Genomic DNA, 14,716 nt, shown 5'->3' on the forward strand with positions numbered 1-14,716 from the left:
CCCCCCCCCCCCCCCCCGCTGGCAGGTGTACGCCGACACCTGGGTGGGCGAAACCCGTGGCGGGCTGGGGAGTGCGCTGGCGGTGCCGAATCACTACCATTGCGCCTACGGCGCCGCCTGCGCCGCCAGCCTGACCGGCGACGGCTTCATTTACCGGGCCCAGCCCACCGTCACGGTGACCGGCAGCCAGCAGCAGCGCACGTATGGCGAGGCCAATCCGGCCCTGGGCTACGCCGTCAGCGGCCTGGTCAATGGTGACACCACGGCCAACTCGCTGTCGGGCGGCTTTACGACGGCGGCCACCAGCACTTCCGGCGTGGGCACCTACGGCACCACCGGCATGTTCAGTTCGGCTACCGGCTACCTGGTGCAGGTGCTGCCGGGCGCCCTGACCGTGGCGCCGGCCGTACTCACCTACATCGCCAACCCGGCGCAGCAATATGCCGGGGCCGCAGCACCGTCCTACACGGGCAGCGTGAGCGGCTTTGTGCTGGGCGAAACGCTGGCCAGCGCCACCACCGGCACGCTGGTGTTCACCACCACGGCCACGGCCGCCTCGCCACCCGGCAGCTACGCGCTGCAGGGCGGCGGCCTGAACGCGCAAAACTACCGCTTCGTCCAGGCCGCAGGCAACGCCAGCGCCCTGCAGGTGCTGCCCGGCTACGGTCCGCTGGCGGCGCTGGAAACCGAGCGTCCCACCATCTTGCGCGACGTGACCTTCGAGACCAGCAATGTGTACACCAACAATGTCGGTTCGCCGCGGGTGTGCGTGGCCACCGGCACCTTCACCGGCAGCGCGCTGGCCGGCGACGACGCGCTGGGCGTGGAATGGGCGCGGGTGAAAGTCAGTCCCAACCTGAGCAACTGCCTGAGCCTGGGTCAACGCAACAGTTGCCAGGATTTTTAAACCGCCGCTGGCCCGGGAGCGGGCGCTTGCCGTATAGTTCCGCTATACGCCCGCCCGTATCCAGACCATCCACACCACGAGGTTCCCATGCTGTTGCGCACACTGATTTCCACCTTCCTGCTGGCCGCCGCACTGCCGGCCATGGCGCAGGACACCCCCGTCATGACTGATGCTAAAGTCACCCAGGATGCCTTGATCGACGCGCTCACGCCGGCCCCGGAGCCGGTGCGCACGCGCAGCATACGGGTCATGCGCGACGAGCCGCAGGCTACGCCCAAGCGCGCCAGCGCCTCGCTGCTGATTACCTTCGAGACCAACTCGGCAGCGCTGACGGCAGGCGCCAAGCGCATCCTCGATACGGTGGGCGCGGCCCTGGCGTCGGACAAGCTGTCCAGCTTCCGGTTCGGCATCGAAGGCTACGCCGATCCGCGCGGCACCTCAGCGCTCAACTTGAAGCTGTCGCAACTGCGGGCTGAATCCGTGCGCGATTATCTGGTCAAGGCGCACGGGATCGACCGCGCACGGCTGGAACCGGTCGGCAAGGGCGACACCGAGGTGCTCAACAAGACCGATCCGGGCGCCGCCGAGAACCGCCGCGTTACCCTGGTGAACCTGTCCAAGTAAGCGCGCCGTAGGCCTAGGGCGCGACCTCCTCGATGGAAAATTTGGTCGCGCCGTAGGTGGGCGAGCACTCGCCGCCGGCGGCGCACTTCGGCGCCCCGGCAAACAGGGGCGTACTGCCCGTGTAGGCCCGCTGCAGTGCCTGTGCTTGGGCGATGGGGAATTCCGAAAACGGCTGACCGGGAACGGCCGTCAGTCCGGCCGCCTCGAAGGTGCGCGGGGTATCGGACACGATGGCCACGAACTGGTCGATACCTGCCGGGCCGCCGGCTGCCAGATGCCAGCCGGCGCCCGGCAGCACCAGGGTTTGCCCGGCCTTGATGTAGTTGTTCTTGTCCAGCGCGTTGGGGTACAGCAGGTAGAAATTGTTGCGGTCCGTACCCACCATCTGGACATAGACATAGCCGGCCCGGCTGGCGTGGATGGAAAAGCCCAGTTTGTCCTTGTTGATGCGCACCCTGGATTTATCCGTGGTCACGGACACGCCGCGCTCCGCGCTGGCGCCGTCGAGCACTTGCTGCAAGGCTGCCAGCGGGTTGAACGGCTCAAGCGCCGGGGCGGCAGCCGCTGGCTGCACGGTCGGCGCCAGCGTCGGTACGGCCGAAGGCGCTGCGGCCAGTGCGGGCTCAGGTTTGTCCCGCGACAGGAAAACACCGGCCGCTATCATGGCCGCCAGCGCCACAGCGCCGGCAGCCAGCAGCAGGCCGCGCTTGCCGCCTGCGGGGACTGGCGCGGGAGCAGCGGCCACGGGCGGCGCTGCTTTCGCGGGCGCCGTCGAGGCAGACGGCGCTATCTCCGTGTATCCTTCCGCCAACCCCAGCATTTCGCGCATGGCGGCCGCGCTTTGCGGGCGGTCTTCCGGTTTCACCGCCAGCGCCTGGTCGATCGCCCGCAGGAAGCTGGCGCTGAAACTGTCCGCATAGCGGCTGGCCAGCGGCACGTAGGGATCTTGCACCAGGCGTCCCACTGCCGGCGGGGGCGGCGCGCCGGTCATGGCGAAATGCACCACCGAGGCCAGCGCGTACAGATCGGTCCACGGACCCTGGGTCATGCCGGGCATCTCCGCATACTGTTCGATGGGCGCGTAGTTCTGCTTGAAGATCACCGTGAAGGCCTGCTGCATGCCTTCCACGGCGCGCCTGGCGGCGCCGAAGTCCAACAGCAGCGGCCGGCCCGAGTTGAGCATCATGATGTTGTCCGGCGCGATATCGCGGTGGAAGCACTGGTGCGCGTGTATCAGGGACAGGGTGTCGAGTAGCGGCGCCAGCAGCGCCTTGAGCCAGGCTTCGTCGGGCGGCGCGCTGCGGGCGAGCAGGGTTTGCTTGAGCGTCGCTCCCTGGTAGTAGGGCATGACCATATAGGCTGTGCCGTGCGCTTCCCAGAAACGGTAGACCTTGATCAGCGACGGGTGGTCGAACTGCGCCAGGATGCGCGCCTCATTGACGAAGCTGCGCAGGCCGGCATCGAAGGTGTCCGCCTCGCGTTCGCTCTTGACCGACACCTGCATGGTGGCCGAGCGCGAGGCGAACGCCGAGGGCATGTATTCCTTGAGCGCCACGTGGCGCTCCAGCGTATGGTCGTAGGCCAGGTAAACGATGCCGAAGCCGCCTTCGCCCAGCACTTCCGTGATGTCGAATTCTCCCAGGCGCGTGCCTTTGGCCAGGGCATTGCCTCCGCCTTCGGAATGGGCCACCGGGAGGGCGCGAGGGGGGAGGGTGTGGCCCGGGGCCAGCACGGTGCGGTCGTCGTCGGAATCGGTCATATCGCTAGGATACTCCGGTAGCTCCAAGGATTGCTACCCTTATATGTATGCCCAGGAACGGAGCGACAGTTGCTCTATATATGCAGCATAGCAACACACCGGCGCTTACTGCGGACGTCTGCGGCCAGGGACACGCCCACTCACCTACCGTGGCACGCTGTGTCCCTCCGCTAGCGATTCATGCTCTCACGGTTGCCGCCGCGTCGTCTGTAGCACGTTCATGCTACAGACGAGTCGCGGCGATCGCCCTATGCTGCGGGGATGCCTGAAACGTTTCAGTAAGACTATCAAAGCCGAGTGATCATGACTAGCGGGAATTGCAATTTCTGAATAGAAATTAGATCGTTCCTGAACTACAAATATATGCACATTCGATAATATTTTGCAATCAAATACAGGGTGTTGTTGTAAAAATATAATTTTTGTTTGCAACAGTTTTTCTGGCGTATAGTGGCGTTCGCCAGCGGCCTGCAGCACGCATCAACACCCCTTTTCCTGCCTCGGCCCTGGCAAGAAATACGCGAAAGAAATACGAGACGGACACCGGCGATGCCTGGTGACCAGTTTATACCGAACAGCACGCGGATATGAGCACGATAGACACAGACGAGTTCTTGCAGGAACTTGACAGCGCCAGTCCCTGCGGCCCGGACCTCGAATATGACCCCGATTTTGTCGCGCTCGAAGTCGATGTGCTGGGCAAGCCCGAAGTGCAATATGGCGACACCATCACGCCCGCCGTGCCGCCGGACTGGAAGCTTGTCGCCAAGGCGGCGCGCGCGCTGCTGGCGCGCAGCCGCGACCTGCGCCCGGCGTTGCATTTGCTGCGTGCCAGCCTGGCGCTGCACGGGGTCCCTGGACTGGCCGACGGCCTGAGGCTGATTGAACGCCTGCTGGCGGAGCGCTGGGACAGCGTGCATCCGCAGCTGGACGCCGACGACGGTATGGACCCCACACTGCGCATCAATTCGCTGGCCGTCCTGACCGACCGCACCACGGTGCTCAAGGACCTGAAAGAAGCCACCCTGGTGGTGCTGCCGGGGCTGGGGCCCTTGAGCTTGCGGACTCTCGAGATCGCCAATGGCGAGCTGGCGGCGCCGGAAGGCACCGAGAAGATTGCCACCGCCTCGCTGGAGCTGGCCCTGCGCGATACCAACGCCGAGGCGCTGGCGGTGGCCCGCGACGCCCTGGCCCGCGCCTGTGAAAGCGCCACCAATATCGAACTGCTGCTGGAGCGCCATGTGGGCAGGGCGCAGTCGCTGAACCTGGAGGGGCTGATACGCCTGCTCAAGCGCGGCCGTGATTTTCTGGCCTCGCAGGACCAGGACCAGGCCCAGGCCGAGGCGGCCGCCGAGGGCGACGATGAGGCCGACTACGTCAGTGATGGCGCCGGCGGCACGCCGCGTCGCGCGGCAGGCATCAGTGGCGAGATCGCTAGCCGCGATGACGTGGTGCGCATGCTCGACAAGCTGATCGGCTATTACGAACGGCATGAGCCGTCCAGTCCCTTGCCGCTGCTGCTGTTGCGCGCCAAGCGGCTGGTGCCCAAGAGCTTCATGGAAATCATGGAGGATATCGCGCCGGACGCGGTGCACCAGGTGAATGTGTTGCGCGGGCCGCAGGAGGAGCAGGGCTATTAAGGGACAGGGGCAGCAGGGTGAAGCCGGACGCCGGGCGCGCCGCGGGGCAGGAGCAAAAGCAGGGCGCCAGACGTAAGCGCAGTGGGCGGGGCATCGTGTTTTTCAATCATTGGAGGTAGTGATCGTGGCCAAAGAGAGCAGTCAAAAGTTTATAGCACGCAACCGCGCACCGCGCGTGCAGATCGAATACGACGTCGAAGTGTACGGCGCCGAAAAGAAAATCCAGCTGCCCTTCGTCATGGGCGTGCTGGCCGACCTGTCCGGCCAGCCGGCCGATCCGCTGGCTCCGGTAGCGGAGCGCAAGTTCCTGGAGATCGATGTCGACAACTTCGACGAGCGCCTCAAGGCGATGAAGCCGCGCGTCGCCGTGCAAGTGCCCAACACGCTGACTGGCGAGGGTAACTTGAGCGTCGAGATGACGTTTGAAAACATGGACGACTTCACGCCGGCCGCCATCGCCCGCAAGGTCGGCCCGCTGAACCAGCTGCTGGAGGCGCGCGGCCAGCTGTCCAACCTGCTGACCTACATGGATGGCAAGACCGGTGCCGAGGAACTGATCGCCAAGCTGCTGGCGGAACCGGCGCTGATGCAGGCGCTCACTTCGGCTCCCAAGCCACAAGAATAACCTGACCGGTCGGAGAACAAGATGGCAGAACATCAAGCACAAAGCGAACAGGCTGCTGGCAGCATAGAATTCAGCGAATTCGGCAGCCTGTTGCAAAAGGAATTCAAGCCGCAGTCGGACAAGGCCAAGGAATCGGTGGAGAACGCCGTGCGCACGCTGGCCGAGCAAGCCCTGATCGGCAGCAACATCGTCTCGGGCGACGTGCTGGCCACCATCGAGGGCCTGATCGCGGCGCTCGACAAGAAGCTCAGCGACCAGATCAACCTGATCCTGCACACGCCGGAATTCCAGACCCTGGAAGGCGCCTGGCGCGGCCTGCATCACCTGGTCAACAACACCGAGACCGACGAGACGCTGAAAATCCGCGTCATGAACATCTCCAAGAATGACCTCGGCAAGTCGCTCAAGAAGTTCAAGGGCACGGCCTGGGACCAGAGTCCCATTTTCAAGAAGATGTACGAGGAAGAATTCGGCCAGTTCGGCGGCGAGCCGTTCGGCGCCATCGTGGCCGACTACTACTTCGACAACAGCGCGCCCGACGTGGAACTGCTGTCGAGCATGGCGAAAGTGGCGGCCGCCGCCCACGCGCCCTTCATTGCCGCCGCCGCGCCCTCCGTCATGCTGATGGAATCGTGGCAGGAGCTGGCCAATCCGCGCGACCTGACCAAGATCTTCCAGACCCCGGAGCACGCCGCCTGGCGCTCGTTCCGCGAGTCCGAGGATTCGCGCTATGTCGGCCTGGCCATGCCGCGCTTCCTGGCGCGCCAGCCCTACGGCGCCAAGACCGACCCGGTCGAGGCCTTTGATTTCGAAGAAGACACCTCGGCCGCCGGCAGCAAGAACTACACCTGGGCCAACGCGGCCTACGCCATGGCGGTCAACATCAACCGTTCGTTCAAGGAATACGGCTGGTGCTCGCGCATCCGCGGCATCGAGTCGGGCGGCGCGGTGGAAGGCTTGCCGGTGCACACGTTCCCGACCGACGACGGCGGCGTGGACATGCAGTGCCCGACCGAGATCGCGATCTCGGACCGGCGCGAGGCGGAACTGGCGGCCAACGGCTTCATGCCGCTGGTGCACAAGAAAAATACCGACTTCGCTGCCTTCATCGGCGCCCAGTCGCTGCACAAGCCGGCCGAATACGACGACCCGGACGCCAGCGCCAACGCCAACCTGGCCGCGCGCCTGCCCTACCTGTTCGCCACCTGCCGCTTCGCGCACTACCTGAAGTGCATCGTGCGCGACAAGATTGGTTCCTTCAAGGAGCGCGCCGACATGGAGCGCTGGTTGACCAAGTGGATCATGCAGTACGTCGACGGAGATCCGGCCAGCTCCAGCGAATCGACCAAGGCCCGCAAGCCGTTGGCCGCGGCAGAAGTGGTGTTGGAGGAAGTTGAAGGAAACCCCGGCTACTACACCTCGAAGTTCTTCCTGCGCCCGCATTACCAGCTGGAAGGCTTGACCGTGTCGCTGCGCCTGGTGTCGAAGTTGCCATCCGCAAAAGGCTGAGGCGCGCGCCGCGTGCCGCAGCAATGTTCAATCAACGCCGGTCCATGACCGGCAACTCAGGAGAATAAAATGGCATTGGATATGTTCATCAACATGGGCGCCGCGATCAAAGGCGAGTCGCGCGACAAGGTGCAGGGTCCCAAGGGCGACATCGACGTGCTGGCCTGGAGCTGGGGCATGAGCCAGTCCGGCAGCACCCACACCGGCGGCGGCGGCGGCGCCGGCAAGGCCAATTTCCAGGACCTGTCGTTCACCAAATACATCGACAGCTCCAGCAACGCGCTGATGAACGCGCTGGCCAAGGGTTCGCACATCGACAAGGTGGTGCTGCTGGCGCGCAAGGCCGGCGAGGGCCAGAACAAGTACATCAGCATCACCATGGAAGAAGTGATGGTGACCTCGGTGTCGACCGGCGGCAGCGGCGGCGAAGACCGCCTGACCGAGAACGTGACCCTGAACTTCGGCAAGGTCAGCTTCGCCTACACCCCGCAGGATTCGAAGGGCACCGTGGCCGGTGACAAGACCTTCACCTGGAACATCGCCGAGAACCACGGCGAAGTCAAGTAAGCCGCGGCGCTGGCGGCACTGCCGCCGGCGCCATCCCGCAATACCGAATTTTTTACCGCCCGCCGGCGGGGGAGCATGGAATGACCGCCCGACAGCTGATCCAAGATGGCAACCTGGCCGGCGCCCTGGCCGCGCTGCAGGCCGAGGTGCGCAAGAACGCCGCCGACGCCAAGCTGCGGATCTTCCTGTTCCAGCTGCTGTGCGTGCGCGGCGACTGGGCGCGCGCACTGGCCCAGCTCAATGTGGTGGGAGAGCTGGACGCCGGCGCGCTGCCCATGGTGCAGACCTATCGCGAAGCGATCCAGTGCGAGGCGCTGCGCGCCGCGATTTTCGCGGGCCAGCGCGCGCCGCTGATCTTTGGCGAGCCGCAGCCCTGGCTGGCGCAGCTGATCGACGCGCTGCAGCACGATGTGAGCGACCCGGAGCGGGCCGCCGCGGCGCGGGCCCAGGCCTTCGAGGCCGCACCGGCCTCGACCGGCAGCGTGGACGGCACGCCGTTCGCCTGGCTGGCCGACGCCGATCCGCGCCTGGGCCCGGTGCTGGAAGCGATCGTCAATGGCCGCTATTTCTGGATACCGCTGTGCCGCATCCGGCGCATCGAACTCGATCCGCCGGCCGACCTGCGCGACACCGTCTGGAGCGCCGCCACCTTTACCTGGGCCAATGGCGCGCAAACCGTGGGACTGATACCGACCCGCTACCCGGGCACCATCGCCAGTGCCGACGACGGCCTGTTGCTGGCGCGCCGCACCGAGTGGGTGGTCCATGGCGCGGGCGAGGCCGGCCTGGGACAGCGCATGTTTGCCACCGACAGCGCCGACTATGCGCTGATGGACGTGCGCGTGATCGATTTCGACGCCGGGCCGGAGGATGGCGCCGGCCTGGATGGACAGCAGCAGGAGCGGCAGGAGCAGTCCCATGGCTGAGCTGGCCCCGCGCGAGCGCTTGCAGCCCAGCCTGCTCGACCGTCTCAGCGACGACGAGCCGGACAACAGCAGCGAGCCGCGCGAGCGGCGCGTGCTGTCGCTGCGCACGCTGCGCGCCGGCGTACTGCGCGACCTGGCCTGGCTGCTCAACACCACCAATCTGCTGTCGGTACTGGATGAGGCCAAGCTGCCGCAGGTGGCCAATTCCGTGCTCAATTACGGCATCCCGGCCATGTCCGGCCATGCGCTCAACGGCCTAGACATCGTGCAGCTGGAGCGCGGCATACGCCAGGCCATCTGGGATTTCGAACCACGCCTGATACGCGCCAGCGTCAGCGTCAAGGCGCGCGCCAGCACGGTGGAAAGAAATACCCTGACCTTCGATATCGAAGGCGACCTGTGGGCCCAGCCCTATCCCGAGCGCTTGTACCTGAAGACCGAGCTCGACCTGGAGCGCGGCGCCGTGCAGCTGTCGGAACTGAACGGCAGGGGGCATGCATGAACCCGCGTTTCCTTCGCTACTACAGCCAGGAACTGCAGCACTTGCGCGAGGTGGGCGGCGAGTTCGCCCAGGACTATCCCAAGATCGCCGGCCGCCTCGGGCTGGACAGCTTTGAATGCGCCGACCCCTACGTCGAGCGCCTGCTGGAAGGCTTCAGCTTCATGGCCGCGCGCGTGCAGATGAAGATAGACGCCGAATTTCCGCGCTTTACCCAGCATCTGTCGGAGCTGGTCTATCCCCATTACCTGGCGCCTACGCCGTCGATGGCGGTGGTGCAGCTGCAGCCCGACCTGAGCAATCCAGCCCTGCAGCCGGGCTACCTGGTGCCGCGCGGCAGCGCCATGCGCAGCGTGCTGGGCAAGGGCGACAACACGGCCTGCGAATACCGCACGGCGCACGCGTTGACCCTGTGGCCGGTGGAACTGGCGGAAGCGAAATTCTTTACCCACAGCGGCAGCCAGGCCGGCCTCAACGTGGCATGGCCGCCTGCGGTCAAGGCCGGCGTCCGGCTGCGCCTGCGCAGCACCGGCGCCGCCTTCAAGGACCTGGCGCTCGACATCCTGGCTCTGCATGTGCGCGGCGCCGAAGACATGCCGGTACGGATAATTGAAGCATTGCTGGGCAGTGTGGAGGCGGTGCTGGTGACGCCCGTGGCGCGTCCGGCCGCCTGGCACGCCTTGCTGCCCCGGACCGCGCTGCGGCCGCTGGGCCTGGCGGAAAGCGAGGCGCTGCTGCCGAGCGGCAAGCGCAGCTTCCAGGGCTACCGCCTGCTGCAGGAATATTTCGCCTTCCCCCAGCGCTTCCAGTTTGTCGAACTGGCCGGCCTGGGCGCCGCGCTGCGCCAGTGCCCCGACAAGGAGGTCGAGATCACCATCCTGCTCAGCCGGGGCGACGTGCTGCTGGAAAAGACCCTGGACGCGTCCCACTTCGCCTTGCACTGCACCCCGGCCGTCAACCTGTTCCAGCGCCGCGCCGACCGTATCAACGTCAGCGGCGAGCAGTTCGAACACCACGTGCTGGTTGACCGCACCCGGCCCATGGACTACGAAGTGTTCCAGGTCGAATCGGTCACCGGCTACGCCAGCGGACCGGGATCGGAGCAGGCCTTCCAGCCTTTCTACGCCGCCAAGGACCTGGGTGCGGCGCGCCAGGGCCAGGCGTTTTTCCAGGTCCGGCGCGAAGCGCGCCTGGTGTCGCAGCGCCAGCGCCGCGACGGGCCGCGTTCCAGCTACGTCGGCAGCGAAACCTTCATTGCCATCGTGGACGCCGCCGAGGCGCCGTACAACGCCGGGCTGCGCCAGCTGGGCCTGTCGGTGTGGTGCACCAACCGCGACCTGCCGCTGTCGATGCCGGTCGGCATAGGCAAGACCGATTTCATCCTCGACGATGGCGCCCCGGTGACGGCGGTGCGCTGCGTGGCCGGACCGAGCCAGCCGCGGCCCTCGTTTGCCGAAGGCAGCATGGCCTGGCGCCTGCTCAACCAGCTGTCGCTGAACTACCTGTCGCTGATTGACAGCGATCCGCAGCAGGGCGCGCTGGCGCTGCGCGAGATGCTGGCCCTGTACTGCCATCCCAATGACCTCAACGCGCAGCGCCAGGTCGAGGGCGTGCGCTCGATCGCCTCGAAGGCGGTCACGCGGCGCATGCCGTCGCCCGGCCCGATCACGGTGGGGCGCGGTATCGAGATCACGGTCACGCTGGACGACGCCGCGTTCGAGGGCACCGGCCCATTCCTGCTGGGAGCGGTACTGGGCGAGTTCTTCGCCCAGTACGTGTCGATCAACTCCTACACCGAAACGGTGATACGGACCATGGGACGCGGCGAGATCATGCGCTGGCCGGCCAGGGTGGGCGCATGCGCGATCCTGTAGAGCTGGAACGCCAGCTGGAGGCGCAAGCCGCGCGCATGGATTTTTTCCAGGTGCTGCGCCTGCTTGAAAACGCCCGTCCGGATTTGCCGCGCATCGGCGCCTCGCTGCGCCCGCGCGACGATGCGGTGCGTTTCGGCCAGGACCCGGAGCTGGTCTTCCACCCTGCCGCCCTGGCCGGCTTCAAGCGTGCCGACGGCGAGGCGCGGGCCAGGCTGGCGGTCAATTTCTTCGGCCTGCTGGGGGCCAACGGCCCGCTGCCGGTGCATCTCACCGAATATGTGCGCGACCGCCTGCGCCATGGCGGTGACGCCACCATGTTGGCCTTTCTCGATGTGTTCCATCACCGCATGCTGGCGCTGTTCTACCGCGCCCGCGCCACGGCCGAACCGGTCATCAGCCTGGACCGCGCCGATGGCGACCGCTTTTCCAGCTTCGTCGGCAGCCTGTTCGGCATAGGTGCACCGGCATTGCGCGAGCGCGACGAGATCACCGACTTCGCCAAGCTGCATTTCGCCGGCCTGCTGGCCAACAAGACGCGTCCGGCCTCCGGCCTGGTCAGCATCCTGCGTGAATACTTCCAGCTGCCGTTCCAGGTCGAACAGTTTGTCGGCCACTGGATGCGGCTGCCGGCCGCGATCCAGAGCCGCATCGGCCGCGCCGGGGATGGCAACCGCCTGGGCAGCTCGCTGCTGCTGGGACGCAGCGTGTGGGATTGCCAGCACAAGTTCCGCATCGTGATTGGCCCGCTCGATTACGCCGACTACCAGCGCTTCATGCCGGGCGGCGACAGCCTGCGGCGGCTGCAGGCCTGGGTCAGGAACTATGCCGGCCTGACCCTGGATTGGGACCTGCGCCTGGTGCTGAAAAAAGAGCAGGTGCCGCCGCTGCGCCTGGACGGCTCCACCCGGCTGGGCTGGAGCACCTGGCTGGCCAGTACGCCGCCGCCGCGCGATCCCGGCCAGATGCTGATTCACCCCGCAGCACAGCATAGTCTTTAACCATCGGCCTTCGGGCCGGCACCGCCAACGAAAAGGAATCGCCATGGCCGACATCAGCCGCGTCGCGTTGTTTGGAAAACTCAACAGTCTGTGCTACCGCGCGATAGAGAGCAGCACGGTATTTTGCAAGCTGCGCGGCAACCCTTATGTGGAACTGGTGCACTGGCTGCACCAGATCCTGCAACTGCAGGATTCCGACCTGGTGCGCATCATCCGCCAATACGACCTGGACCCGGCCGCACTGGCGCGTGACATCACGGCGGCGCTGGACCGCCTGCCGCGCGGCTCGACCTCGGTCACCGACCTCTCTTCGCAGCTGGAGGAGTCGGTCGAGCGGGCCTGGGTCTATGGCACCCTGATGTTCGGCGAATCGCAGATACGCTCCGGCCACCTGCTGATCGGCCTGCTGAAGACCAGCGGCCTGCGCAACGCGCTGTATGGCATGTCCAGGCAATTCGAGAAGGTCAAGCTGGAACATCTGACGGACAACTTCGCCAGCCTGCTGGGCGAGTCGCCGGAAGCGAAGATGGTGGCCACCGACGGCTTCAGCGGCGGCGGCGCGGCGCCCGGCGAGGCCTCCGGCGCCATCGCCCCGGCCGCGCTGGGCAAGCAGGACGCGCTGAAGAAATTCACTGTGGACCTGACCGAGCAGGCCCGCAGCGGCAAGATGGACCCTATCGTGGGGCGCGATGACGAGATCCGCCAGATGGTCGACATCCTGATGCGCCGGCGCCAGAACAACCCCATCATGATAGGCGAGGCCGGTGTCGGCAAGACCGCCGTGGTGGAAGGCTTCGCCCAGCGCATCGCGCGCGGCGACGTACCGCCCTCGCTGAAGGAAGTACAGCTGCTGACCCTGGACGTCGGCCTGCTGCAGGCCGGCGCCAGCATGAAGGGCGAATTCGAGCAGCGTTTGCGCTCGGTGATCGATGAGGTGCAGGCCAGCCAGAAGCCCATCATCCTGTTCATCGACGAGACCCATACCCTGGTGGGCGCGGGCGGCGCGGCCGGCACTGGCGACGCCGCCAACCTGCTGAAACCGGCGCTGGCGCGCGGCACCCTGCGCACCATAGGCGCCACCACCTTCGCCGAATACAAGAAGCACATTGAAAAGGATCCGGCGCTGACGCGGCGCTTCCAGAGCATACAGGTGGACGAGCCGAGCGAGGAACGCGCCATCCTGATGATGCGCGGCGTCGCCTCCACCATGGAAAAACACCACCAGGTGCAGATCCTCGATGAAGCGCTGGAAGCGGCCGTGAAGCTGTCGCACCGCTACATCCCGGCGCGCCAGCTGCCCGACAAGTCGGTCAGCCTGATCGACACCGCTTGCGCGCGGGTGGCGGTCAGCCTGCACGCCACCCCGGCCGAGGTGGACGACAGCCGCAAGCGCATCGACGCGCTGGAGACCGAGCTGGCCATCATCGGCCGCGAAGGCGCCATCGGCATCGACACCGGCAAGCGCGCCGCCGACGCCAGCGAGCTGCTGGGACTGGAGCGCGAGCGCCTGGCCGGCCTGGAACAGCGCTGGAACGACGAACGCGCGCTGGTCGATCAGTTGCTGTCGCTGCGCGCCCGGCTGCGCGACGGCGCCCGGCCGGTGGAAGGCACGGGCAGCAAGCTGGAGGCGGCTGCCGGCGCCGGGAATGCCGCTGCGGCGCCCGCCGAGCCGCTGTCGGCCGAGCAGCGCGCCGACCTGCTGGCGCAGCTGAAGACGGTGCAAACGCAGCTGAGCGAACTGCAGGGCGAGACCCCGCTGATATTGCCCACGGTGGATTACCAGGCGGTGGCGGCGGTGGTCGGCGACTGGACCGGCATCCCGGTCGGCCGCATGGCGAAAAACGAGATGGAGACCATCCTCAATATCGCCGCCACGCTGGGCAAGCGGGTGATCGGCCAGGACCACGCGATGGAAATGATCGCCAAGCGCATCCAGACCTCGCGCGCCGGCCTGGACAACCCGAGCAAGCCTATCGGCGTGTTCATGCTGGCCGGCACATCCGGGGTCGGCAAGACCGAGACCGCGCTGGCGCTGGCCGAGGCCCTGTATGGCGGCGAGCAGAACCTCATCACCATCAACATGAGCGAATACCAGGAGGCGCACACCGTGTCCACGCTGAAGGGCGCGCCGCCGGGCTACGTCGGCTACGGCGAAGGCGGGGTGCTGACCGAGGCGGTGCGCCGCAAGCCGTATTCGGTGGTGCTGCTCGATGAGGTGGAAAAGGCCCACCCGGACGTGCACGAGATGTTTTTCCAGGTGTTCGACAAGGGCTTCATGGAAGACGGGGAAGGGCGCTTCATCGATTTCAAGAACACCCTGATCATCCTGACCACCAACGCCGGCACCGAGCTGATCGCCGGCCTGTGCCAGGACCCCGAGCTGATGCCGGAACCGGATGATATCGCCAAGGCCCTGCGGGCGCCGCTGCTCAAGGTGTTCCCGCCGGCCCTGCTGGGGCGCCTGGTGACGATTCCTTACTACCCGCTGTCGGACCAGATGCTGGGCGAGATCGTCAGGCTGCAGCTGAACCGCATCAAGAAGCGCGTCGAGGCGCGCTACAAGATCCCGTTCAGCTATAGCGAGGAGGTGGTCAGGCTGGTGGTGTCGCGCTGCACCGAGGGTGAATCGGGTGGGCGCATGATCGATGCGATCCTGACCAATACCATGCTGCCCGATATCTCAAAAGAGTTCCTGAACCGCATGCTGGACGGTAAGAGCGTCGATGGCGTAAAGGTGGATGTGGCGGATGGCGAGTTTTCCTACGAATTTACTGCATAGCAGGACCCG

12 protein-coding genes are annotated in these 14,716 nt (G+C 66.1%); 11 read left to right on the top strand and 1 reads right to left on the bottom strand.

Going from position 1 to position 14,716, the window contains the following annotated elements; genetic code table 11:
* Nucleotides 1-907, top strand: a 907-nt coding sequence (locus ACLB1G_RS21170) for an MBG domain-containing protein (RefSeq protein WP_491629222.1), incomplete at its 5' end; no start/stop codon positions are given.
* An 87-nt stretch (nucleotides 908-994) separates the two neighbouring features.
* Nucleotides 995-1,531, top strand: a complete 537-nt coding sequence (locus tag ACLB1G_RS21175; protein ID WP_491629223.1) for an OmpA family protein — start codon at nucleotides 995-997, stop codon at nucleotides 1,529-1,531.
* Nucleotides 1,532-1,544: 13 nt separating this feature from the next.
* Here the strand turns inward: ACLB1G_RS21175 and ACLB1G_RS21180 are convergent, their stop codons facing one another.
* Nucleotides 1,545-3,290, bottom strand: coding sequence for a protein kinase domain-containing protein (locus ACLB1G_RS21180; RefSeq protein WP_491629224.1), 1,746 nt, complete (start codon nucleotides 3,288-3,290; stop codon nucleotides 1,545-1,547).
* 587 nt (nucleotides 3,291-3,877) lie between these two features.
* On the opposite strand from ACLB1G_RS21180, the gene tssA reads away from it, so the two are divergent.
* The 9 genes from tssA to tssH all read left to right on the top strand — a co-directional run bounded on the left by tssA (nucleotide 3,878) and on the right by tssH (nucleotide 14,707).
* A complete protein-coding gene (gene tssA, locus ACLB1G_RS21185; RefSeq protein ID WP_491629225.1) occupies nucleotides 3,878-4,930 on the top strand; it encodes a type VI secretion system protein TssA in 1,053 nt (350 codons plus the stop codon).
* 124 nt (nucleotides 4,931-5,054) lie between these two features.
* Complete coding sequence (gene tssB / locus ACLB1G_RS21190) at nucleotides 5,055-5,555, top strand: type VI secretion system contractile sheath small subunit (RefSeq protein WP_491629226.1); 501 nt, start codon at nucleotides 5,055-5,057, stop codon at nucleotides 5,553-5,555.
* A gap of 21 nt (nucleotides 5,556-5,576) precedes the next feature.
* The gene (gene tssC / locus ACLB1G_RS21195) at nucleotides 5,577-7,064 is read left to right on the top strand and encodes a type VI secretion system contractile sheath large subunit (RefSeq protein ID WP_491629227.1); all 1,488 of its coding nucleotides are present in this window, start codon (nucleotides 5,577-5,579) and stop codon (nucleotides 7,062-7,064) included.
* 69 nt (nucleotides 7,065-7,133) lie between these two features.
* Nucleotides 7,134-7,631: an Hcp family type VI secretion system effector gene (locus ACLB1G_RS21200; protein ID WP_491629228.1), complete on the top strand. Its 498-nt coding sequence runs from the start codon at nucleotides 7,134-7,136 to the stop codon at nucleotides 7,629-7,631.
* Between the two features lie 80 nt (nucleotides 7,632-7,711).
* Nucleotides 7,712-8,557: a type VI secretion system accessory protein TagJ gene (locus ACLB1G_RS21205; protein ID WP_491629229.1), complete on the top strand. Its 846-nt coding sequence runs from the start codon at nucleotides 7,712-7,714 to the stop codon at nucleotides 8,555-8,557.
* On the top strand, nucleotides 8,550-9,059 hold the full coding sequence (tssE, locus tag ACLB1G_RS21210) for a type VI secretion system baseplate subunit TssE (protein WP_491629230.1): 510 nt from the start codon (nucleotides 8,550-8,552) through the stop codon (nucleotides 9,057-9,059). Before ACLB1G_RS21205 ends, tssE begins: the two co-directional genes overlap by 8 nt.
* Entirely contained in the window at nucleotides 9,056-10,930 is a 1,875-nt protein-coding gene (tssF, locus tag ACLB1G_RS21215; protein ID WP_491629231.1) for a type VI secretion system baseplate subunit TssF, read from the top strand. The genes tssE and tssF overlap by 4 nt, the downstream gene beginning before the upstream one ends.
* A complete protein-coding gene (gene tssG, locus ACLB1G_RS21220; RefSeq protein WP_491629232.1) occupies nucleotides 10,915-11,928 on the top strand; it encodes a type VI secretion system baseplate subunit TssG in 1,014 nt (337 codons plus the stop codon). Before tssF ends, tssG begins: the two co-directional genes overlap by 16 nt.
* A 43-nt stretch (nucleotides 11,929-11,971) precedes the next feature.
* Entirely contained in the window at nucleotides 11,972-14,707 is a 2,736-nt protein-coding gene (gene tssH / locus ACLB1G_RS21225; protein ID WP_491629233.1) for a type VI secretion system ATPase TssH, read from the top strand.
* Nucleotides 14,708-14,716 lie beyond the last annotated feature (9 nt).

This window comes from Duganella kummerowiae (genome assembly GCF_053572355.1).